Here is a 22,422-nt window from a genome sequence, read left to right as displayed (position 1 = left end):
TCACAGCAGCCGCCACAGGTGGTCGGCGGTGCCGTTGTCGTCGAACTGCACGACCTGCGCGGAGTTCGCCGTCGACATCCCGGACACGCCCAGCACCTTCATGCTGTGCTGCACCTGGAGGCGGCACCAGCCGTCACCGTTGTCGATCACGCGCCACAGGTGGTCGGCGGAGCCGTTGTCGTCGAACTGCTGGACGGGCGCGGAGTTCGCCGTCGACATGTTCTGCACGGCGAGCACCTTCCCGCTGTGCTGGTTCTGGATCTTGTACCAGCCGCCGCCGGCGTCGACGAGCCGCCAGTTGTGGTCGGCGGTGCCGTTGTCGTCGTACTGCACGACGTTGGCGGAGTTCGCGGTCGACATGCCGTCCACACCGAGCACCTTGAGGCTGTTGCGGTTCTGGATCCGCTTCCAGGCGACCGGTGCGGTGGTGCCCTCGACCCGCCACTCCAGGATGCCGGCGGACACGCCCGCCCTGAGCTGCACGGCGAGGCGCAGCGCGGTGGTGGTGACGGCGGTGAACGTGACCCGGTTGAAGGTGTTCGTGGCGGTGCCGTACGCCGACGCCCCGCTGACCGGCGCCCAGGTGCCGCTCGCGGTGCGGTACTGGACCTGCCACGACTGCGGGGTGCGGCACTGGCCGGTGCCGGTGTCGTCGAACCAGTACACCGACACCGCGCCGGTCGTGATCGCGCTCTGGTACGTGAGCTGCACCCATTCGCTGGTGCCGAGGTGGTCCCAGAACGTCATCCGCGGGATGCTCTGGTCCGCGGAGCTGCTGGGCACCCTGCCGTCGTTGACGGCCGCGACCGAGTCGCCGCTCCAGCAGTGCGACGCCGACGCGGTCGCGGGCAGCACCCAGTCCACGGCGTCGGCGCCGTCGCTGATCCGGGGGAACGTGGTGATCCTGACCCGCTGCGCGCCCATCGGCAGCAGCTGCACGGTCTCGTTCGGTTGGGTGGAGCGCGCCGGGCTCTGCTGCAGCGGCCGGACCACGCCCTCGGCGTCGGCCTGCCAGTTGGGGATCCGCCGGGCGGTGACACCGAGCGAGACGGGCGCGCCGTCGCGGGTGAACGGGTTCGCGGCGAGGGGCCCCGCCCTGCGGGTGACCGTGACCTGCGGGTTGGCCGGGTCGATGAGCAGCCCGTAGTTCCACGGCGAGTTCGCGTACACCTCGTTGGTGGGCCAGGCGTCGGTGCCGCCGATGCGCTGCCAGCGCTCCGCGATCGACAGCGAGAACGTCAGCGGCCCGTTGTCGACGCTGACCGCGTTGCCGTTCTTCGCCCAGGTCCGCACCGTGGTGCGCATCGGCAGCGTGACGGTGACCTTGTCGCCGTTGCTCCAGGTCTGGTCGACGACGACGAACGAGCCCGCCTCGACGGTGCCGGTGACGGCGGTGCCGTTGACCCGCACGACCGCGCCGGTGCTCCACGCCGGGATCCGCAGGTACAGGGGGAACGCCACCGCGCCCGGGGTGCCCATGGTGAACGTGACGGTGTCGCTGAACGGGTAGTCCGAGTCCTGCGTGACGGTGACCGTGGTGGCGTTCGCGCCGACCTTCGCGGTGACCTGCGAGCTGCCGTACATGGCCGCGCACAGCCCCTTGTCCCAGGTGGCGAACCACAGCTCCTGCGCGTAGTACGGCCAGCCCATGCCGTAGTTGTGCGGGCAGCAGCGGTAGTTGTGGATGCCCAGCATGTAGGCGAGCATCGGGAAGCCGTTCTGGAACTGGCCCTGGGTCAGCGTCGCGTTGGTCAGCCCGATGCTGTTGGCGCAGGTGATGTAGTGGATGCCCTGCTGTGCCGGGTCCAGCGACGCGGGCAGCAGGTTGAACGCGAGGTCCTCGCAGCGGTCCAGCCAGACCGGGTCGCCGGTCATCCGCGCCAGCAGCTGGTGGCTGTGCATGAACTCGACGATCCCGCAGGTCTCGAAGCCCTGCCGCGGGTCGGTGTAGCCGGGGCGGCAGTTCTCGTCGCCGGCGAAGCCGCCGCCGGGGAAGTTGCCGTACAGGCCCATGACGGTGTCGTAGTCGCGGTAGGTGGCGGCGGGGAACTTCGGGTCCGGGTCGAGCAGCCCGAACTGCGCCGGCTCCCGGAAGCCCTGCGCCAGGTTCACGTTGTGCCAGTTGGGGATGCCGCTGGTGTAGTCCGCGGACCCCGCGTGGATCTTGCGGACCAGGTCGAGCAGCCAGGTCTCGCCGGTACGGTTGAACAGCCAGTACACGCTGTCGATGTTGTCGCCCCAGCGCAGGGCGGCCCAGCTGCGGTTGAACACGGCGGCCGGCTGCGCGTTCTGGAACTGGAAGTACCTGCGCATGAACGTGGCGACCCGGTTGTCGGGCGTGCCGTTGCGCTCCTGGTACTCCGCGTGCGAGCGGATCGCGTCCAGCAGCGGCATGTGCGGCCAGAAGTCGGGACCGCCCTCCAGGCTCGTGCGCAGCGCGTCCGGGCCGAAGAAGCCGTCGGCGGCCTGGTTGGCGATGATGCCGTCGATCCACTGCCGGGCCAGGCCCAGGATGCGGGTGTTGCCGGTGACGTAGCCGAGGTCGCCGAAGCCGCGCAGCCAGTACGGCAGCTCCTCCCAGGCGCCCTTGGTCCGGTCGACCCAGCCGCAGTTGTTCAGCTGCAGGTAGTCCGACACCTCGGGCATCCGTCCGCAGAGCCCGTCGGCCTCGATGTTGAGCTGTGTGCGCAGCCAGCCGCGGGGCTGGACCGCGCCCGGGGGCAGCTTGAGGAACGCGGTCGCCTTCAGCGGGGCGAGGTTCGGCCAGTAGTGGCCGCCGCGGGCCCCGGCCGTGACGGTTTTCGCGGTGCGCACGGCGGCGCCGGCGGGGCTGGCGACGGCGGTGGACAGGGCGATCGCGCCACCGGTGAGGGCGACACCGCCCGCGACGAACGTTCTGCGGTCCATGAGTCGGACTCCTTTGCTCCTGGCGGGGAACATCGATGCCCGATTATGCGCAGACACGCGCCTTTGTGAAAGAACTCGTTGGTTTTTGTTTACTTGTCTCGGCGGATTGTGTGGTCCCGCCCGGCGGGTTCCGGTGTTGGCGCGGGGAGTTCTGGTGCCGGCGCGGGGGCCTCGACCGCCGGGGTGCGGTACCAGCGGATGCCGCCGGCGGCGAGGAGGGCAAGGCCGCCGGCGAGGGCGGTGGCCACGGCCCACCGGGACCAGCCGGGCCCGGCGAGGCTGCCGTTGCTGAACACGGCCGCGTCGGCGAACCCGGTCATCACCGCCAGGCACGCCCCGGCGAGGGCGGTCACGATGTCGGCGGCGGGACGGCGCAGCGCCTGCAGCACCGCGGCGCCGAGCACGCCGAGGCTGGTGAGCAGGGGCCACAGCCTGGCGAGCAGCTGGGTGCCGAGACTCTCGACCGGTGACGTGGCGAGGCCGGCGCTCGCCACGATCCAGGCGACGGTGACGGCGCCCGCGACGGCCGCGACCCCGGCCATGGCGGCGGCACCGGCGGCGCTCCCCCGCCCGGCGCCGTCCTGCCCGGCGTCCTGCCCGGCTTCCCGACCGGCTTTCTGCCCGGCTTTCTGCCCGGCTTCCTGACCGGCGTCCTGACCGGCGTCCTGACCGGCTTTTCGGGCGGCTTGTCGGTCGGCGCGTCTGGCGAGGGCCGGGTGGGCGAGGGCGGCCCCGACCGCCACGGCGGCGAGCAGGGAGCCCGCCCACCACCAGCCGGTCGGCGGCGGGGCGGCCGGCCGCACGGTGCCGCGGACGATCCCGGGCGTGGCGCCGTCGACCTCGAGGGGCACGCTCCAGGCGCGGGCGGGCAGCTCGCGGGCCCGTTCGTCGTGCCAGCGGACGGTGCGCCCGGTGGACACCCGCCGCCAGTCGGGTGCGTCCGCCGCCACGCCACCGGCCTGGCCCGCGGCCCGCCCGGTCAGCGAACGGCTCGCCGCCCACGTCGGCGACCGCCGGTTCTCCGCGACGCCGTCCGGGCCGATCCGCAGGAACGGCTCACCCTGCAACCCGAGCACGACGACGCTGCGGTCGGTGTCGCTGCGCAGCTCGAGCCGGGCCCCGCCCTCGACCGCGCGGACCGTGACCCCCGGTACCGACACCGAGTCGACGGTCACCACGTAGTCGACGGCGGCGGGCGCGTCAGCGCCGTGCGCGGCGACCGGGGCCGTGTACCCGAGCGCGGCGAGCACTCCGAGCAGCACCGCCACGATCACCCGCCGCGCCGCCGGTGCGGGACGCGGGTGCGGTGTCGTGGCGGCCGGTGTCGTGCGGGTCATCCGGCTCTGGCGGCGGCGATGGCGGCGACGAGGTCGGCGCGGGCGCGGGCGACCCGGGAGCGGATGGTGCCGACGGGGACGTCCTCGATCTCGGCGGCCTCCGCGTACGCCAGGCCGAGCACCTGGGTCAGCACGAACGCGACCCGCCGCTCCGCCGGCAGCGCCGCGACCAGGTCGGCGGCGGCGTGCAGGCCCGCGTGGTCGGCGCCGGCGAGCTCCTCGGGCTCGGCGGCGACCCGGGCCTCGAGGCGCCGCCCGCGCACCGCGGCGCGGACGTGGTCGGCGCACGCGCGGCGGGCGATCGCCAGGACCCAGGTCCGTGCGGTGGAGCGCCCGGCGAACTCCGGCAGCGCCCGGAACGCCCGCAGGTACGTGTCCTGCGTCACGTCGTCGGCGTGGGCCGGCCCGACGAGCGCGGCGACGAACCGCCACACCTCGGGCTGCGTCGCCCGGACGAACTCCGCCGCCGCGGCCCGGTCACCGCCGCGTGCGGCCAGCAGCGCGGCGGTCGCCGGGTCGTGCGCGGGGTCCGTGGCGGGCACCGGCGCAGCGTCGTGAGCGCGGTCACGGCCGGGCACGCGGCCCAGGTCCGCTGCTCCCTCGCCGGCCTCACCAGTCACGCGGGAAGCGTAGCGCCCGTTCCTGGAAACCCGCCGAGCGCCTCGCCGGCCGCCCCACCCAGTGACCACGGTCAACGTCCCGACCTGCGCCCCGTCGGCCGGCCACCGCGACCCGCCCAACGAGCCGCCCGACGACCCGCCCGACAACCGGTCCGCCGGGCACCGCGACCCACCCGACAACCGGTCCGCCGGGCACCGCGACCCGCCCGACGACCTGCCCGCCGGGCACCGCGACCCACCCAACGAGCCGCCCAACGACCCGCCCGCCGGGCACCGCGACCCACCCAACGAGCCGCCCAACGACCCGCCCGCCGGGCACCGCAACCCACCCAACGACCCACCCAACGACCCGCCCAACGACCCGCACGCCGGGCACCGCGCACCGCTCGACGACTCGCCCGACGACTCGCACCGCGACCGGCCCGACGACCCGCCCGGTGGGCACCGCAGCCGGTCTCCGGCGTCCGCGCCGCCGAGCGTGGCGGCCCGTCCGCGGAGGCTAGGACCCGCTCGCCGGGGGGCGCGGCCCGTCCGCCGGCGGGCGCGGGCGGCCGGTCCGGCGGCGGCGGACCACCTCGGCCGCGATCAGGCCCGCGATCGCCAGGACCGCGAGGGTCACCCACAGCGGCGCCAGGCTGCCCGTCGCGGACCCCTCGCCGCCGCCGGTCGCGGCCGTGGCGCCGGTCGCCGGGATCAGGCAGGCGACCTCGACCGGCTGCGGCGACGCCGTGCCGTCGGCGGCCGACGGCACGAGGGCCTGGCAGTGCCCGTCGACCGGCGGGCCGAGGTCGATGGCGACACGCCACGAGCCGGGTGGCAGGACGCCGCTCCACGTCTGGGTGCCGCGCGCGTCGCCGGTCTGCGTCAGCGTCGAGGCCGGGACCGGCGCGGCGGTGCCGCCGGCGGCGGGCGTGGCGGTCAGCGTGACCGGGGTCGGCTCGTTGATCGGGTGGCCGTCCTGCCACTGGGCCGTGATCCACACGGACCCGCGGCCGTCGGAGTGGACCGTCACCGACGCGCCGCCGTGCGCGCCGGCGGGCGAAGCCAGGCTCAGCACTGCCAGCAGCGCCGAAGCGATGACGACGACGGACCGTCCCACGCCATCCCTCCGCGACGCCCCGACACCGCGCTGCGGACCGCTCATGGCCTGCTCATGGCCTGCTCATGGCCTGCTCATGGCCTGATCATGGCATGGCCGGCACGGCCTGCGGCCGGTCGTCGCGGACGTACACGACCATGTCACCGGTCTGGATCGTGGTGCCCTCGGGATCGGTGAGCGCCAGCACCTTGCCCCGCCGGAACAGCGCGATGACCAGCTCCGTCAGCTCCCGCGGCGACAGGCCGACCTCGTCGCGGCGGGCCGAGCGCATCGCCAGCGCCATGCCCTGACCGGGGGTGAGCAGGTCCTCGACGACCTCGATGAGCGGCGGCGCGGTCGTGGACAGCCCGAGCAGCCGCCCGGCGGTGGCGGAGGACACGATGACGTGGTGGGCGCCGGACTGGCGCAGCAGCGGCGCGTTCTCCGCCTCGCGGGCCGCGGCGATGATCGACACCTTGCCCGCGGTCAGCTGCCGGACGGTGAGCGTGACCAGCACCGACGCGTCGTCGCTGTCGGTGGCGATGATGATCGCCTTGGCCTCCTCGACCCGGGCCTCCTTCAGCACCGTGGAGCGGGTCGCGGAGCCCTCGACGACGACGAGCCCGTCGGCCTGCGCCTGGCGGACCGCCGCCGGGTTGGTCTCGACCACGACCACCTGCGCCCGGTCCAGGCCGTTCTCCAGCAGGGTGCCGACGGCCGCCCGGCCCTTCGTGCCGTAGCCGCAGACGATGACGTGGTTCTTCACGCGCTTCCTCCACCGCTGCAACCTGAGGTTGGTGCGGTACTGCTCGGTCAGGACTTCGAGGGTGGTGCCGACCAGGATGATCAGGAACAGCACGCGGGCCGGGGTGATGATCAGGATGTTGGCGAGGCGGGCCGACTCCGACACCGGGGTGATGTCGCCGTATCCGGTGGTCGACAGGGTGACCACCGCGTAGTAGAAGCAGTCGAGGAGGGTGAGCCCGTCCTCGTTGACGTCCCGGTAGCCGTCCCGGTCGAAGAAGATGATGAGGACGATCAGGCAGACGAGCACGACCGCGAAACCCAGCCGCGCGCTGATCGCCCGCAGCGGGCCCCGCCGGACAGCCGGAAACTGGATCACGTGCCCCGCCCACGGATTGCTGAATGGTCGAAGCCCACCATACGGGCCGGGTATGACACTTCGCCCGCTGGGTAGCGGGCGACGATGACAAGCGTGGGCGTGCTCGGCTCGTACGGCGGCCGCAACCTCGGCGACGAGGCGATCCTGACGAGCATCCTCGCCGACCTGCGGGCCCGCCGGCCCGACGTGGACGTGCTCGTGTTCTCCCGCGAGCCGGGGCACACGGCGGCGGCGCACCCGGACGTGCAGGTCGCGGCGTGGGAGGGGGTCAGCCGGGACCGGGTCGCGGCCGAGCTGCGCCGCCTCGACATGCTGGTCCTCGGTGGCGGCGGCATCCTGTACGACACGGAGGCGCGCCGGTACCTCCGCGTGGTGCGCACGGCGCAGGAGCAGCGGGTGCCGGTGTTCACGTACGCGCTGGGCGCCGGGCCGCTGACCGAGGAGGCCGACTGCGCGATGGTCCGCGACGCCCTGGCGCAGGCGGTCGAGGTGACCGTCCGTGACGAGGAGTCGAAGGTCGCGCTGGAGGAGGCGGGGGTGAACTGCCGGGTGCGGGTGACCGCCGACCCGGCGCTGCTGCTCGCCCCGGAGGAGTTCGACATCGGCACGCTGCGGGAGTCGCTGCCGGCCGGTCGGCGGGTCGTCGGCATGAGCGTGCGCGAGCCGGGCCGCGCCGCGCAGCACCTCGACGCCGACGGCTACCACCAGCTGCTCGCCCACGTCGGCGACTTCATCGTGCACCGGCTCGACGCGACGCTGCTGTTCGTGCCGATGGAGCGCTCCGACATCCGGCACGCCCATGCGGTGCTGGCCCGGATGACGGCGGCGGAGCACTGCCGGGTGCTGCACGGCGACTACCGGCCCGGGCAGATCCTGGACCTGATGAAGCACCTCGACCTGGCCGTCGGGATGCGGCTGCACTTCCTCATCTTCGCCGCCCTGGCCGGGGTGCCGCTGCTGGCGCTGCCGTACGCGGGGAAGGTCTTCGACTTCGCCCAGCGCATCGGCGCCCCGGTCCCGCGCGGCGTGGTCCGGGAGGCGGCGGGGCCGCTGCTCGCCCAGGTCGACCGGCTGTGGGACGAGCGCCCGCAGCGCCTGGAGGTGACCGCGTCGCGGGTCGCCGCGCTGAAACAGCGGGCCACGGAGACCGGAAGGCGCCTCGGAGCGCAGCTCGAGCGGGCGAAGGTGCCCGCAGCGCAGCGGAGGGCCGCGAATCATGGGCGCAGGGTCGGTTCAGGCCGACGCCGGAGCGCAGCGGAGGTGGCGGCATGAACACGTTTGACAAGCCGGAGGGTGCGCAGCGGGTACGCCTGCCGCCGCGGACCGCCGAGTACGGCGGGCACACCGAGGTCCTCGTCGTCGGTGGCGGCCCGGCCGGGTTCGGCGCGGCGATGGGCGCGGCGGCCGCCGGTGCCGAGGTCGTGCTGGTCGAGCGGTACGGCTTCCTCGGCGGCAACGCCACCGCGGCCCTCGTCATGCCGCTGATGAGCTTCCACAACGAGATGCGGCAGGCGGTCGGCGGCGACGACACCCGGCTGCTGCCGACCGACCACGGTGAGGGCGAGCCCGTCGTCGCCGGGGTGCTGTGGATGCTGCTGGACCGCCTGGTCCGCAACCACGGCGCGATCACCCCGTCGAAGGAGACCGGCTACACGGTGCCGTTCGACCCGGAGCTGTTCAAGCTCGTCATGTACGAGATGCTCGCCGGCTCCGGGGTGCGGCTGCTGCTGCATGCGTTCGCCTCCGACCTCATCACGCTGCCCGACGCGTCCCGCGTGGTGTTCGAGACGAAGTCGGGGCCCGTGGTCGTCGACGCCGACGTGGTCGTGGACTGCACCGGCGACGGCGACCTGGCCGCGTCGGCGGGTGCGCCGTACGAGATCGGCCGCCCCGAGGACGGGCTGACCCAGCCGATGACGCTGATGTTCCGCGTCGGCAACATGGACCGTGCGGCCTTCGCGGGGTACGTCCGGGACCATCCGGACCAGTGGAAGGGCGTGCACGGCCTGTGGGACCTGATCCGGGACGCCCGCGACGCCGGCGAGCTGGACCTGCCGCGGGAGGACGTGCTGTTCTTCGCCACCCCGCACGACGGCGAGGTATCGGTCAACTCGACCCGCTTCGGCGGGCTCGGCATCAGCGTGTGGGACCTGACGCGGGCGGAGCTCACCATGCACCGGCAGCTGGCCAGCATCGCGCGGTTCCTGCGGGGACGGGTGCCGGGTTTCGCGTCGTCGTACGTCATCCAGAGCGGCGTGCAGGTGGGTGTACGGGAGACCCGCCGCGTCCTCGGCGACTACCAGCTCACCGGCCAGGACGTGCTCGACGCGCGGTCGTTCGACGACGTGGTGGCGCGGGGCGCGTACCCGGTCGACATCCACAACCCGAACGGCCCCGGTACGATCCTGCGCCGCCTGCCGCAGGGCACCTCCTACGACATCCCGCTGCGGACGCTGCTGCCCCGCGACGTGGACCGGCTGCTGGTCGCGGGGCGCTGCATCTCCGGCGACCACGTGGCGCACAGCTCGTACCGCATCATGCCGATCTCGATGGCGACCGGTCAGGCCGCCGGGGTGTGCGCGGCGCTGTCCGCCCGGGTCGGCAAGCCGCCGCGGGAGGTCGCCGCCGCCCAGGTCCAGCGGGTTTTGCGCGCCCAGGGCGCCAGCCTCCCCTCCGCTGTGTGATGATTACCTGACGCCGCGTGCATTTCCGGTGAAGTGGGTCGCCTCCGCGCCGGCGATACGCCAGGATCGATCCATGGCGACCGGTACCGCTGCGCACGCGACGACCGCTCCGGGCCGGCCCGCGTCCACGCCGCGCCGGGACCTCGCCGTCGCGCTCGCCGCGCTCTGGCTCACCGGCGGGCTGTATCTCGACGGCTGGGCGCACGTCCACGTGCCCGAGCTGGAGACGTTCTTCACCCCGTGGCACGGCGTGCTCTACAGCGGCTACGCCGCGCTCGCCGTCGCCCTCGTCCCGGCCGCCCTGTGGCGCGGCCGCCCCGCCGGCCCGGTCGGCGACTGGGTCCCCGCCGGCTACGGCCCCGGCCTGCTCGGCGCGGTCCTGTTCGCCGCCGGCGGTGTCGTCGACATGACCTGGCACACCCTGCTCGGCGTCGAGGCCGACCTGGAGGCCCTGCTCAGCCCGCCGCACCTGCTGCTGCTCACCGCCGGCATGCTGATGGTCACCACCCCGGTCCGCGCCGCGGCCGCCCGCCGCGCCGCCCCGTCCCCGGCCGGCGACCTGCCGGTCCTGCTGTCCATGCTGAGCGCGACCGGCCTCGCCGCCTTCTTCCTCAACTACCTGTCCCCGTTCATCGACGCGCCGGCCGCGTTCGACAGCTACGGCGACGGCGGCCCGACGTTCGGTCTGGCGCAGCACCTGACGTTCACCACCCTCGTCGTGGCCGCCACCCTGTTCACCTGGACCCGTCTCGGCCGCGTCCCGGCCGGCCTGATCACCGTGGTCGTGGCCGCCGCCGCGGTCCCCGCCGGCGTCTTCAACGACTTCGAGCACCTCGCCGCCCAGCTCTGGCCGCTGGCCGGCGCCGCCCTCGCCGACGCCGCCGTGCGGTGGACCGCCGCCCGCCGCCCCCACCTCACCCCGCTCACGGTGGGCGCCGCGATCCCGTTGCTGGTCTGGACCGCCCACCTGATCGGCGTGCAGGCGTCGCTTGAGGTGGCGTGGTCGGTCGAGCTCTGGTCCGGCGTGGTCGTGCTGACCACCCTCGCGGGCGCGGTGCTCGGCATCCTGGCCGGCCGGGCGGAGCAGCCACGCTCGGTAGGGTGAGGGGCCGACCCGACCCGGGTCGCGGGACGGCTCGAGGTTCGCCCGGCGTGGACGGCTCGACACCGGTCACGTGACGCGCACAGCCTGACCCAAGGGCGACCTGGCCGCGTGCGGACCGCCGGCGCGAGGAGCACGCGACGGGTCTGCGAGGCGAGCGCGGCGCCACCAGTACGCCGGGCGCGGCGCCACCAGCACGGCAGGCGACCACCGCACCAGCCGCGCGCCGAGGGGGCACCACATCGACAGCGTGCCGGGGCAGGCATCGCACCACCAGAGGTCCGGCACGCGGCGACCGGGCGTCGCGACGGCCGCGGTGACCAGGTCGCGGCGGGGGCGGGTTTCCGTGGGCGGCGGGGGTGGCGGTTGGACGGTAGAGTTCCGGCTCGTGCGTGACCTGTTGCCCGAGTTCGTGGTGGTCGAGGTCGCCGGCGATGACGACTGGACCGGGGCGTTGCTGCCCGACGAGGCGGCGCACCTGTCGCCGCGGGCGGTCGAGGGGCGGCGGCGGGAGTACACGGCGGGGCGGGTGTGTGCGCGCCGGGCCCTGCAGAGGGTCGGGATCCACGGGCAGCCGGTGCTGGCGGCGCCGAGCCGGGCGCCGATCTGGCCGGCGGGGGCGATCGGGAGCATCACCCACACGAAGGGGTACTGCGCCGTCGCCGTCGGGCTGGTGCCGGACCTGCGGGCGGTCGGGATCGACGCCGAGCGGCGCACGGTGCTGCCGGCGAACATCGTGCCGTCGATCTGCCTGCCCGAGGAGATCGCCTGGTGCGCGCAGCGGCCGGATGAGCCGTGGTGGCCGGCGGTGCACTTCAGCGCCAAGGAGACGGTGTACAAGATGTGGTCGCCGATCATGGGGACCTGGCTGGACTTCCACGACGCGCGGCTGACCATCGACGTGGCGGCGGGGACGTTCGAGGCGGCGATCCTGCCGGAGAAGCTCGAGGAGTCGCCGGGGGCGCCGGCGGTGTTCCGGGGGCGGTTCGCGGTCGAGCCGGACCTGATCCGCACCGCGGGCCACGTCGACCGGTGAGCCGGGCAGCCAGCGACCGGCGCGTGCACCGGCAGCTCAGTGAGCCGGCCGTGAACCGGCAGCCCAGTGGGCGGCCGTGAACCGGCAGCCCAGTGGGCGGCCGTGAACCGGCAGCCCAGTGGGCGGCCGTGAACCGGCAGTCAGTGAGCGGGCCGTGAGCCGGCGGCCGGTGGACGCGCTGGAGCGGGCGCTGACCGAGCCGGGGCTGCGGCCGCTGCCGCCGGACGCCGCGGCGATCCTGCGGGAGGTCGGCGCTCCCCCGCGGCTCGCCGCGCACCTGCGGGCCGTGCACGACGTCGCGGCGCAGCTGCTGGACTGGCTGGCGGGGGCGGCGCCGGAGCTGGCCGTGGACCGGGCGGCGGTGCTGTTCGGGGCGGCCACGCACGACATCGGCAAGGCCCTGCACCCGCACGAGCTGTCGGGGCCCGGGCACGAGCACGAGGAGGCCGGCGCGCGCATGCTGCGGCGGCACGGCCCCCTCGCCCGCTTCGCCGCCACCCACGCGCGGTGGGACCGGCCGGACGCGACGCCGGAGGAGCTGCTGGTGACGCTCGCCGACAAGGTGTGGAAGGGCCGGCGGGAGACCGGCCTGGAGGAGCGGGTCGCGGCGCTGCTGGGCGGGGCGCCGTGGGAGGCGTACATGGTGCTCGACGACGAGCTGACCCGCATCGCCGACGGCGCCGAGGCCCGGCTGGCGTTCCAGGCCCGCCACCCGATCTGACCCGACCGGCGAGAACCGACCGGCGAAAACCGACCGGCGAGAACCCGCCGACGCGCCAGGACGCTTCAGCGTGCAGGACGCGGCAGGCGGCGGTCGGCGGCGGACCAGTCGGCGGCGGAGCCGGGGCGTGGGCGGTACGTGCGCGACGCGTGCACCAGTGCCCGCATCGCCGCGAGGTCCGGCTCGACCAGCCCCAGGGCCCGGGCCTGGACCAGCACGTTGCCCAGCGCCCCCGCCTCGACCGGCCCGGCCTCGACCGGCAGCTCGCAGGCGTCGGCGGTGAGCTGGCACAGCAGGGCGTTCTGGGCGCCGCCGCCGACCAGGTGCACCACGTCGACGTGCCGGCCGGTGAGCTCCTGCACGTCGTGGACGGCCCGCCGGTACGCCAGCGCCAGGCTGTCCAGGATGCACCGGGTCGTCGCGGGCGGATCGTCCGGCACCGGCTGGCCCGTGTCGCGCAGCGCGGCGGCGATGCGGGCCGGCATGTCCCCCGGCGCCAGGAACCGCGGGTCGGTGGCGTCCACCACGCTGCGCAGCGCCGGCGCCGCGGCCGCCCCGGCCAGCAACACGTCCAGCGACGCACCGGCGGCACCACCGCCGGAAAAAGCCCCGAAAGCAGGCCCGGAAGCAGGCCCGGAAGCAGCAGCGGACCACGACCGCATGCACTCCTGCAGCAGCCACAGGCCCATCACGTTGCGCAGGTAGCGCACCGTGCCGTCCACCCCCGCCTCGTTGGTGAACCCCGCCGACCGGCTCCGCTCGGTCAGCACCGGCGCGGCCAGCTCCATCCCCACCAGCGACCACGTCCCGCAGGAGATGTACGCGAACGCCGGGCCGCGCGCCGGCACCCCCACGACCGCCGACGCGGTGTCGTGCGACGCGACCGTCGTCACGAGGGTGTCGGGGGTGAGGCCGGTGACCGTGCCGGGCAGCAGCGGACCGGCCACGGTGCCGGGGTCGCGCAGCGGCGGCAGCAGCGACGCGCGGATGCCCAGCCGCGACACGAGCGGCAGGTCCCAGCCGGCGCCGCCGGCGGTGAGCAGCCCGGTGGTGGAGGCGTTGGTCCGTTCGGCGCCGGTGGTGCCGGTGAGCCAGTACGTGACGAGGTCCGGGATGAGCAGCAGGGTCCGGGCCGCGGCCAGCTGCGCGGTGCCGGCCGCGGCCAGCAGCTGGTAGACGGTGTTGAAGGGCTGGTGCGCGATCCCGGTCGCCGCGTACAGGGCGGCGGCCGGGACCGGGGCGGCCACGTCCGCGGTGCGGGCGTCGCGGTAGTGCACGGGGTTAGCGAGCAGCCGCCCGTCGCCGTCGAGCAGGCCGTAGTCGACGGCCCACGAGTCGACGCCGACGGAGGCGAGCGCCCCGTGCCGGGCGGCGGCGCGCAGGCCGTCGAGGATCCCCTGGTACAGGGCGAGGATGTCCCAGTGCAGGGTGCCCTGGACGCGGACCGGGGTGTTGGCGAACCGCGCGGCCTCGGTGAGCCGGACGGTGCCCGAGCCGACCGAGCCGACGATCACCCGCCCCGAGGAGGCGCCCAGGTCGACCGCGGCGACCGTCACCGGCCCCGGCGACGCGCCCGGGCCGGCTCCGGCGGCGGCGCGGGCACTCATCGCAGGAACGCGGCGGCGACCCCCGCGTCGACCGGCACGTGCAGGCCCGTGGTGTGCGACAGGTCGCCGCCGACGAGCGCGAACACGGCGTTCGCCACGTGCGACGGCAGGACCTCCCGTTTCAGGATGGTGCGCTGGGCGTAGAAGGCGCCGAGCTCGGACTCCGGCACGCCGTAGACGGCGGCGCGCTGGGCGCCCCAGCCGGAGGCGAAGATGCCGGAGCCGCGCACGACCCCGTCGGGGTTGACGCCGTTGACCCGGATGCCGTGCCCGCCGAGCTCGGCGGCGAGGAGCCGCACCTGGTGCGCCTGGTCGGCCTTGGTGGCGCCGTACGCGACGTTGTTGGGGCCGGCGAAGACGGCGTTCTTCGACGCGATGTACACGATGTCGCCGCCCATGCCCTGCTCGATCATGACCCGGGCGGCCTCGCGGGCGACGAGGAACGAGCCGCGGGCCATCACGTCGTGCTGCAGGTCCCAGTCGGCGGCGGTGGTCTCCAGCAGCGGCTTGGAGATGGACAGGCCGGCGTTGTTGACGACGAGGTCGACGCCGCCGAACGCGAGCACGGCCGCGTCCAGCGCCGCCTTGATCGCCTCCTCGGACGTCACGTCGACGTCGACGGGCACCGCGACGTCGCGGTTGCCGATCTCCGCCGCCACCGCGACCGCCGACTCGAAGGACCGGTCGGCGACCACGACGCAGGCGCCCTCGGCGGCCAGCCGCAGCGCGATCGCCCGGCCGATCCCGGAGCCGCCGCCGGTGACGAGCGCGACCCGCGACGCGAGGGGGCGGGGTGCCGGGCGGCGGGCGAGCTTCGCCTCCTCCAGGGCCCAGTACTCGATGCGGAACTTCTCCGACTCGGGGATCGGCGCGTACGTGGACACGGCCTCGGCGCCGCGCATCACGTTGATCGCGTTGACGTAGAACTCCCCCGCGACGCGGGCGGTCTGCTTGTCGGCGCCGAAGCTGAACATGCCGACGCCGGGGACGAGCACGATCGCCGGGTCGGCGCCGCGCATCGCCGGCGAGTCCGGGGTGGCGTGGCGGCGGTAGTAGGCGGCGTACTGCTCGCGGTAGGCGGCGTGCAGGTCCCGGATCTGCTCGGGGGTGCCGCCGCCGGCGGGCAGGACCAGGGGCCGGACTTTGGTGCGCAGGAAGTGGTCCGGGCAGGAGGTGCCCAGGGCGGCGAGCCGGTCCAGGGCGGCCCGGGCGACGAAGTCGAGCACCTCCGGGGTGTCGGTGTAGTGGCCGACCTGCGCGCGGTCGGTGGACGCGAGCCCGCGCAGCAGCGGGGCCAGGGCGGCCGCCGCGGCGTGCCGCTCCGGTTGCGGCAGCGGCTCGTGTACGACGGTGCCGAACGGTTCGGCCCGGCCGCGCGCGGCGAGGAACTCCGTCGCGGTCCGGATGATCTCCAGCGAGTTGGCCTCGCACTCCTGCGAGGTCGCGCCCCAGGCGGTGATGCCGTGCCCGCCGAGGATGACGCCGATCGCCTGCGGGTTGTCCCGGTGCACGGCGGCGATGTCGAGGCCGAGCTGGAAGCCGGGGCGCCGCCACGGCACCCACAGCACCCGGTCGCCGAAGCACTCCTTGGTGAGGGCGGGCCCGTCGGCGGCGGTGGCGAGGGCGATGCCGGCGTCGGGGTGCAGGTGGTCGACGTGCGGGGCGGCGACGAGGCCGTGCATGGCGGTGTCGATGGACGGTGCGGCGCCGCCGCGGCCGTGCAGGCAGTAGTCGAACGCGGCGACCATCTCGTCCTCGCGGTCGACGCCCGGGTACACGTCGACAAGGGCGCGCAGCCGGTCCAGGCGCAGCACGGCGAGGCCGGCCTCGGTGAGGGTGCCGAGGTCGCCGCCGGATCCCTTGACCCACAGCAGCTCCACCGGCCCGCCGGTCACGGGGTCCTCGGCGACACCGGCGGCCGAGGTGTTGCCGCCGGCGTAGTTGGTGTTGCGGGGGTCCGCGCCGAGCCGGCGGGACCGCGCGACGAGCTCGTCGACGGGGCGCATCAGGCACCCCACCCGGCCTGGGTGCCGCCGACCCGCTCGGCCTGGATCTTCTCCAGATAGCCGGAGCGCTTGTACGCGCCGATCGGGTCTGGGTCCAGGCCCATGTCCTCGCGGACGGAGCGCAGCAGCGGCCGCACGTCGGTGTGGTAGGCGTCCATGATGACCTCGTTGGCGCCGAGGACGTCACCGGCGTCCTGCGCGGCCTTGAGCGCGGCGTGGTCGACGAGCAGCGCCTTCGCCGTCGCCTCCTGCACGTTGAGCACGGAGCGGATGACCGCCTGGATCTTCGGTTCGAGGTTGTGGCACTGGTCGAGCATGAAGGCGATCCCCTTGTAGGCGCCGGCGTCGCTCAGCGCGTCGGCGAGCACGATCTCGTGCAGGATGCGGAACAGCTGGAACGGGTCGGCGGCGCCGACCATGAGGTCGTCGTCGGCGTAGAAGCGGGAGTTGAAGTCGAAGCCGCCGAGCTTCCCGGCGCGCAGCAGGAACGCGACGATGAACTCGATGTTGGTGCCGGGCGCGTGGTGCCCGGTGTCGATGACGACCTGTGCCCTGTCCCCGAGGGTGAGGCAGTGCGCGTAGGCGGTGCCCCAGTCGGGGACGTCCGTCATGTAGAACGCCGGCTCGAACAGCTTGTATTCGAGCAGCATCCGCTGGTCGGGGCCGAGCCGGTCGTAGGTCTCGGCCAGCGCGGCGGCGAGGCGGTCCTGCCGGGTGCGCACGTCGTCCTGGCCGGGGTAGTTGGTGCCGTCGGAGAACCACAGCTTCAGGTCCCGGGAACCGGTGCGGTCCATGACGTCGACGCACTCCAGGAGGTGCCCGATCGCCTTGCGGCGGATGCCGGGGTCGGGGTTGGTGACGCTGCCGAGCTTGTAGTCGTTGTCCTGGAACACGTTGGCGTTGATGGTGCCGAGCGCGACGCCGAGGTCTTGCGCGTACCGCGCCAGGTCGGTGTAGTCCTCGACGAGATCCCACGGGATGTGCAGCGCCACGGTGGGCGCGACGCCGGTGAACCGGTGCACGGTCGCCGCGTCGGCGAGCTTCTCATACGGGTCCCGGGGCACGCCCTGCTGCGGGAACACCTTGAACCGGGTGCCCGAGTTGCCGTATGCCCAGGACGCCGTCTCGATCCGCTGGCCGCGCAGCTGGGCCGCGACACGCGTGCGCGTCTGCGGGGCGAGCTCAGTCATCGCAACGCTCCAAGCTGGTGTTCGAGGTTGAACACCTCGTCGAGGACGACGAAGTGCCGACCGTTGATGAAGAACGGCGCCATCTCCGCCTGCCAGCGCCGGTCGACGTCGGTGGCGGCCATGGCGGCCTGCGCGGCGGTGAAGTCCTCGGTGAGGAGGTAGCCGACGAGCAGGCCGTCATCGCGGAGGAAGAGCGAGTAGTCGTGCCAGCCCGCGTCACGCAGCGCGGCGAGCATGTCGGGCCAGACGTGGGCGTGGCGGCGCCGGTACTCGTCGAGCCGGTCGGGCTTGACCTGGAGGGTGAAACAGACCCGGCGCACGCCGTACCCCTTAGAAGTTGAACTGGTCGACGTTGCCGGCGTTGAAGGTGAACGGGTCACCGAGCAGCACGGTGCCGTCCTTGCCGACGGTGAACTGGCCGAGCTTGCCGGCCTTGAACGTGTCGCCCTCCTTGCCCTTGATGACGCCGGAGGCGAGGGAGGCGCCGGCCCAGGCGGCGAGGTAGCCGAGGTCGGCCGGGTTCCACAGGGCGAACGCCTTGACGGTGCCGTCCTTCACGTACGCCTTCATCTGGTTGGGTGTGCCGAGGCCGGTGAGCTGGACCTTGCCCTTGTACGTGGAGCCGGACAGGTAGCGGCCGGCGGCGGCGACCCCGACGGTGGTCGGCGAGATGATGCCCTTGAGGTTGGGGTGCTTGGCGAGCAGGCCCTGCGCCTCCTGGAAGGACTTCTGGTCGTCGTCGTCGCCGTACACGGTGTCGACGAGCTTGAGCTTGCCGTACTCCGGCTTGGCCAGCTCGGTCTTCATCATCTCGATCCAGGCGTTCTGGTTCGTGGCGTTGGCCGTCGCCGACAGGATCGCGATCTCGCCGCCGTCGGGGCCGATCGCGTCGGAGATGAGCTTGATCTGGATCTTCGCGATGCCTTCGGAGGTCGCCTGGTTGATGAACAGGTCGCGGCACTCGGGCTTGGTGTCGGAGTCGTACGTGACGACCTTCGCGCCGGCCTTGCGGGCCTCGTTCAGGGCGCCGCAGATGGCGTCCTTGTCGTTGGCGGACACCGCGATCACGTTGGTGCCCTGCTGCGACAGCGTGTTGATGTAGCTGACCTGCGCCGACGGGCTGGCCTCGGACGGGCCGGTCTCGCTGTAGACGCCCTTGAACTCCTCGACGGCGACCTTGCCGCCCTTGTTGTCGGAGGTGTCGAAGTACGGGTTGTTGACCTGCTTGGGCAGGAACGCCACCTTGAGGCCGCTCTTGATGGTGCCGTCGGAGGCGGCGGTGCCGCTGTCGCCGGTGCCGGAGTCCTCGGCGCAGGCGGTGGTGCTGAACGCGAGCGCGGCGGCGACCGCGACCGCGACGAGCCGGGCAGCTCTCATGGGATTGAATCCTTTCAGCGGGGGACGCGCGGATGGGGGTGTGGACGGGGTGGCTCAGGCGGTGCGCCGCCGGCGCAGGCGCTCGCGCACCATGCCGGCGACGTTCGGCCCGACGACCGAGGCGATGAGCAGTGAGCCGGTGGTGATGGTGAGGGTGTTCGCCGGCACGTACGCCAGCTGCAGTGCGTTGCGCAGGGTGCTGAGCAGCAGGACGGCGCCGATGACGCCGACCATCCCGCCGCGGCCGCCGAAGATGGAGACCCCGCCGAGCAGGACCGCCGCGACGACCGCGAGCTCCAGGCCGCTGCCGTTGTCGGCGCGGGCGCTGGCGAAGCGGAACGTCCAGAAGACCCCGGCGAGCGACGCCATCGTGCCGGTCGCGACGAAGAGCCAGAACTTGGTGCGGGCGACGGCGATCCCGGCGAACCGGGCGGCCTCCGCGTTGTTGCCCATGGCGTACAGGCCGCGGCCGACGGGCGTGGCGTGCAGCACGACGCCGAAGATGACCGCGAGGACGGCCACGACGATGATGACCCACGGGATGGTGAGGCCGGGGATGGGGCTGATCGCGGCGTCGGTCCAGCGCACCGGGTAGTCGGCGACGGCCTTGTCGCCGAGCACGACGTACGCGAGCCCCCGGTACAGCGCCAGGGTGCCGATGGTGACGGCGAGCGACGGCAGGCCGAACACCGTGACGAACAGCCCGTTGACCGCGCCGAGGACCGCGCCGAGCAGCAGGCACAGCGCGATGAGCAGCGGCAGCGAGGTGACCCCGTGCGCCCACAGGTCGCCCATGACGGCGCAGGTGAGGCCGAGGGTGCTGGCGACGGACAGGTCGATCTCGCCGGTGATGACGACCAGGGTCATCGGCAGGGCGATGATCGCGATCGGCACCACCTCCAGGGTCACGAACCGCCAGAACCGCGGGCTGGCGACGCCCTCGACGGCGGCCGCGCCGATCACCGAGACCAGCACGAGCGCGAGGAGCACCACGACGTCCCAGGACCCGACGGCCGGCAGGATCCGCCGCCTGGGCGCGGCCTGGGCGGACTTGCCGGCGGGGCCGGCCGCGACGACCGGCGGGTGCACGGGCGGGTTCACTGGCGGCCGCCTTTCTGGAGGCTGCGGGCGACCCGCAGGGACAGGACCCGGTCCAGGCCGATCGCGGCGAGGATGAGCGCGCCGATCGCGGCCCGCTGCCAGAACGGGTTGATGCCGAGCACGGGCAGCGCGCTGGCGATGGTGGTGAGCAGCACCGCGCCGAGGGCGGCGCCGTAGACCGAGCCGCTGCCGCCGAAGATCGCGACCCCGCCGACGACGACCGCGGCGACGACGTTGAGCTCCTGGCCGAGGCCGGCGTTGGCGTCCAGGGTGCCGAAGCGGGCCACGTACAGCACCCCGGCCAGGCCGGCGAGGGCGCCGCTGGCGACGAACGCGGCGAAGACCCGCCGGCCGACCCGGATGCCCGTGAGCCGCGCCGCGGCCGGGTCGGAGCCGATCGCGTACAGCTCCCGGCCGCTGCGGTAGGAGCGCAGGTAGTAGCCGGCGCAGACCACGACGACGAGCGCGAACAGGGTCAGCACCGGCACGCCGAGGACGGTGCCGGTGCCCATGCGCAGGAACCCGTGCGGGATGTCGGCGGCGTTGATCTGCTTGCCGGTGGCCCAGCGGTAGTCGATGCCGCGGAAGACGTACAGGGTGCCGAGCGTGACGACCAGCGCCGGCACCCGGGCGGCGGCGATGAGGGCGCCGTTGACCGCGCCGCACACCGCCCCGAGTGCCGTGCCGGCCACCAGCACCACCGGGATCGGGACGCCGGGGTGGTTCAGGAAGAGGGTGCCGGTGGCGAACGCCGACAGGCCGAGCACCGAGCCGACGGACAGGTCGACGTTGCGGGTGATGACCACGACCGCCTGGCCGGTGGCGAGGATCGCCAGGATGGTCGAGCCGAGCAGCAGGTCCTTGACGCTCTGCGCGGACAGGAACCGCGGGTTGCTGATCGCGGTGCCGGCGACGAGCAGCGCGAGGGCGACGAGGATGCCGAGCTCCCGGACCAGGAACACCCGGTGGGTCAGCTTCGCCCCGGCGCCGGCGCGCGGCGGCGCGGCGGTGTCGAGGGCCGTCATGCCGGCCCCTGCCCTGTCGCGGCCAGCATCACGGACTCCTCGTCGGCTCGGGTGCGGGGGATGTCGGCGGCGAGCCGCCCTTCGTGCATGACGAGGACCCGGTCGGCCATGCCGAGGACCTCGGGCAGCTCGCTGGAGACCATGAGCACGGCGACGCCGTCGTCGGCGAGGCCGCGCAGCAGGCGGTGCACCTCGGCCTTGGTGCCGACGTCGATGCCGCGGGTCGGCTCGTCGACGATGAGCACCCGCGGCGCCGTCGACAGCCACTTGGCCAGCACGACCTTCTGCTGGTTGCCGCCGGACAGGGTGGCGACCGGGTCGCTGAGCCGGGCCGCCTTCACCTGCAGCCGGTCGGTCCAGGTGCGGGCCTCGGCGCGCTCGGACGTGCCGAACAGCAGCCCGAGGCGGCTCAGCGACCAGCGCCGGGGCAGGGTGGCGTTGCGCTCCACCGACAGCTCCATGACCAGGCCCTGCTGGCGGCGGTCCTCGGGCACCAGGGCGAGCCCGGCGGCGATGGCCGCGGCCGCGCTGCCCTTCGGCAAGGGCCGGCCGTCGACGAGGACCTCGCCCGTGTCGTACCGGTCGACGCCGAACACCGCCCGGATGACCTCGGAGCGCCCGGCGCCGACGAGCCCGGCGAGGGCGACGACCTCGCCGCCGTGGACGGTGAAGCTGACGTCGGTGAACGCGCCGGCCCGGCCGAGCCCGCGGACCTCGAGCCGGGCCTCGCCGGCGGTGGCGGTGGCGGCGCGGGCCGGGTACATCGAGGACACCTCGCGGCCGACCATGCGCCGCACGACCTGGTCGACGGTCAGGTCGGCGGCGGGATCGGTGCTGACCCACCGCCCGTCGCGCATCACGGTGACCCGCTGGCACAGGGAGAAGACCTCGTCGAAGCGGTGGGAGATGAACAGCACCGCGGCGCCGCCGTCGCGCAGCCCCCGGGCGACGGCGAAGAGCCGCTCGACCTCGACGCCGGACAGCGCGGCGGTCGGCTCGTCCATGACCAGGATCCGGGCGTCGAACGACAGCGCCTTGGCGATCTCGACGAGCTGCTGGTCGGCGATCGACAGGCCGCGGGCCGGCCGGTCCGGGTCGATGTGCACGCCGAGCCGCGCGAACAGCGCCGCGGCGCGGGAGCGCATCGCGGCGGTGTCGACCCGGCGCAGCGAGCGCAGCGGCTGCCGGCCGATGAAGATGTTCTCCGCGACGGTGAGGTCGGGGAACAGGGTCGGCTCCTGGTAGATGACGGCGATGCCGGCGTCACGGGCGTCGGCGGGGCCGTCCAGCCGCAGCGGCGCCCCGTCGAGGGTGATCGTGCCGGCGTCCGGTGCGTGCGCCCCGGCCAGGATCTTCACCAGGGTCGACTTGCCGGCGCCGTTCTCGCCGACGAGGGCGTGCGCCTCGCCGCCGCGCAGCTCCAGGCGCACGTCGCGCAGCGCGGCGACGGCGCCGAACGATTTGCTCACGCCTTCGAGAACCAGCACCGACCCTCCTGGGTGGACTTG

17 protein-coding genes and 1 pseudogene are annotated in these 22,422 nt (G+C 74.0%); 5 read left to right on the top strand and 13 right to left on the bottom strand.

Annotated features, from left to right (window positions below; genetic code table 11):
* From OP18_RS00840 to OP18_RS00820, 5 genes are all read right to left on the bottom strand, one after another.
* Window positions 1-2,907: an RICIN domain-containing protein gene (locus OP18_RS00840; protein WP_033356685.1), complete on the bottom strand. Its 2,907-nt coding sequence runs from the start codon at window positions 2,905-2,907 to the stop codon at window positions 1-3.
* 89 nt (window positions 2,908-2,996) lie between these two features.
* Window positions 2,997-4,244, bottom strand: coding sequence for a hypothetical protein (locus tag OP18_RS51890; RefSeq protein WP_156089214.1), 1,248 nt, complete (start codon window positions 4,242-4,244; stop codon window positions 2,997-2,999).
* Window positions 4,241-4,786, bottom strand: coding sequence for a sigma-70 family RNA polymerase sigma factor (locus tag OP18_RS00830; protein WP_245635211.1), 546 nt, complete (start codon window positions 4,784-4,786; stop codon window positions 4,241-4,243). Before OP18_RS00830 ends, OP18_RS51890 begins: the two co-directional genes overlap by 4 nt.
* A gap of 577 nt (window positions 4,787-5,363) precedes the next feature.
* Window positions 5,364-5,963 carry a hypothetical protein gene (locus OP18_RS00825; protein WP_033356683.1) on the bottom strand — a complete coding sequence of 200 codons (600 nt, stop codon included), beginning with the start codon at window positions 5,961-5,963 and terminating at the stop codon, window positions 5,364-5,366.
* An 85-nt stretch (window positions 5,964-6,048) separates the two neighbouring features.
* Window positions 6,049-7,065, bottom strand: coding sequence for a potassium channel family protein (locus OP18_RS00820; RefSeq protein ID WP_033356682.1), 1,017 nt, complete (start codon window positions 7,063-7,065; stop codon window positions 6,049-6,051).
* Window positions 7,066-7,149: 84 nt separating this feature from the next.
* Between OP18_RS00820 and OP18_RS00815 the strand changes: the two are divergent.
* The 5 genes and pseudogenes from OP18_RS00815 to OP18_RS00795 form a co-directional block, all read left to right on the top strand.
* Window positions 7,150-8,241 (top strand): annotated as a pseudogene (locus OP18_RS00815) (polysaccharide pyruvyl transferase family protein); the annotation flags it as partial.
* 92 nt (window positions 8,242-8,333) lie between these two features.
* Entirely contained in the window at window positions 8,334-9,749 is a 1,416-nt protein-coding gene (locus OP18_RS00810) for an FAD-dependent oxidoreductase (protein ID WP_033356681.1), read from the top strand.
* A gap of 73 nt (window positions 9,750-9,822) precedes the next feature.
* Window positions 9,823-10,854 carry a hypothetical protein gene (locus OP18_RS51885; RefSeq protein ID WP_052386027.1) on the top strand — a complete coding sequence of 344 codons (1,032 nt, stop codon included), beginning with the start codon at window positions 9,823-9,825 and terminating at the stop codon, window positions 10,852-10,854.
* Between the two features lie 385 nt (window positions 10,855-11,239).
* Entirely contained in the window at window positions 11,240-11,887 is a 648-nt protein-coding gene (locus tag OP18_RS00800; protein ID WP_033356680.1) for a 4'-phosphopantetheinyl transferase family protein, read from the top strand.
* A gap of 154 nt (window positions 11,888-12,041) precedes the next feature.
* Window positions 12,042-12,608 (top strand): HD domain-containing protein, encoded by a 567-nt coding sequence (locus OP18_RS00795; protein WP_033356679.1) that lies wholly within the window; start codon window positions 12,042-12,044, stop codon window positions 12,606-12,608.
* 65 nt (window positions 12,609-12,673) lie between these two features.
* Here OP18_RS00795 and OP18_RS00790 read toward each other — a convergent pair whose 3' ends face one another.
* Genes OP18_RS00790 through OP18_RS00755 form a run of 8 tightly spaced genes read right to left on the bottom strand, consistent with a single transcriptional unit; the run spans window position 12,674 to window position 22,401 of the window.
* Window positions 12,674-14,215 carry a rhamnulokinase gene (locus OP18_RS00790; RefSeq protein WP_052386026.1) on the bottom strand — a complete coding sequence of 514 codons (1,542 nt, stop codon included), beginning with the start codon at window positions 14,213-14,215 and terminating at the stop codon, window positions 12,674-12,676.
* Window positions 14,212-16,221, bottom strand: coding sequence for a bifunctional rhamnulose-1-phosphate aldolase/short-chain dehydrogenase (locus OP18_RS00785; protein WP_033356955.1), 2,010 nt, complete (start codon window positions 16,219-16,221; stop codon window positions 14,212-14,214). Before OP18_RS00785 ends, OP18_RS00790 begins: the two co-directional genes overlap by 4 nt.
* Window positions 16,221-17,411, bottom strand: coding sequence for an L-rhamnose isomerase (gene rhaI / locus OP18_RS00780; RefSeq protein WP_033356678.1), 1,191 nt, complete (start codon window positions 17,409-17,411; stop codon window positions 16,221-16,223). The genes OP18_RS00785 and rhaI overlap by 1 nt, the downstream gene beginning before the upstream one ends.
* Window positions 17,408-17,731, bottom strand: a complete 324-nt coding sequence (locus OP18_RS00775; protein WP_033356677.1) for an L-rhamnose mutarotase — start codon at window positions 17,729-17,731, stop codon at window positions 17,408-17,410. Before OP18_RS00775 ends, rhaI begins: the two co-directional genes overlap by 4 nt.
* A 10-nt stretch (window positions 17,732-17,741) precedes the next feature.
* Entirely contained in the window at window positions 17,742-18,788 is a 1,047-nt protein-coding gene (gene rhaS / locus OP18_RS00770) for a rhamnose ABC transporter substrate-binding protein (protein WP_033356676.1), read from the bottom strand.
* Between the two features lie 54 nt (window positions 18,789-18,842).
* Window positions 18,843-19,889 (bottom strand): ABC transporter permease, encoded by a 1,047-nt coding sequence (locus OP18_RS00765; protein ID WP_245635210.1) that lies wholly within the window; start codon window positions 19,887-19,889, stop codon window positions 18,843-18,845.
* Window positions 19,886-20,914 carry an ABC transporter permease gene (locus OP18_RS00760; RefSeq protein WP_033356675.1) on the bottom strand — a complete coding sequence of 343 codons (1,029 nt, stop codon included), beginning with the start codon at window positions 20,912-20,914 and terminating at the stop codon, window positions 19,886-19,888. Before OP18_RS00760 ends, OP18_RS00765 begins: the two co-directional genes overlap by 4 nt.
* Entirely contained in the window at window positions 20,911-22,401 is a 1,491-nt protein-coding gene (locus tag OP18_RS00755) for a sugar ABC transporter ATP-binding protein (protein WP_033356674.1), read from the bottom strand. Before OP18_RS00755 ends, OP18_RS00760 begins: the two co-directional genes overlap by 4 nt.
* Window positions 22,402-22,422 lie beyond the last annotated feature (21 nt).

It is taken from the genome of Dactylosporangium aurantiacum, assembly GCF_000716715.1.
GTDB classification, from domain to species: domain Bacteria; phylum Actinomycetota; class Actinomycetes; order Mycobacteriales; family Micromonosporaceae; genus Dactylosporangium; species Dactylosporangium aurantiacum.
The sequence above is the reverse complement of the archived record's forward strand: the minus strand, read 5'-3'. Positions and strand labels throughout refer to the sequence as shown.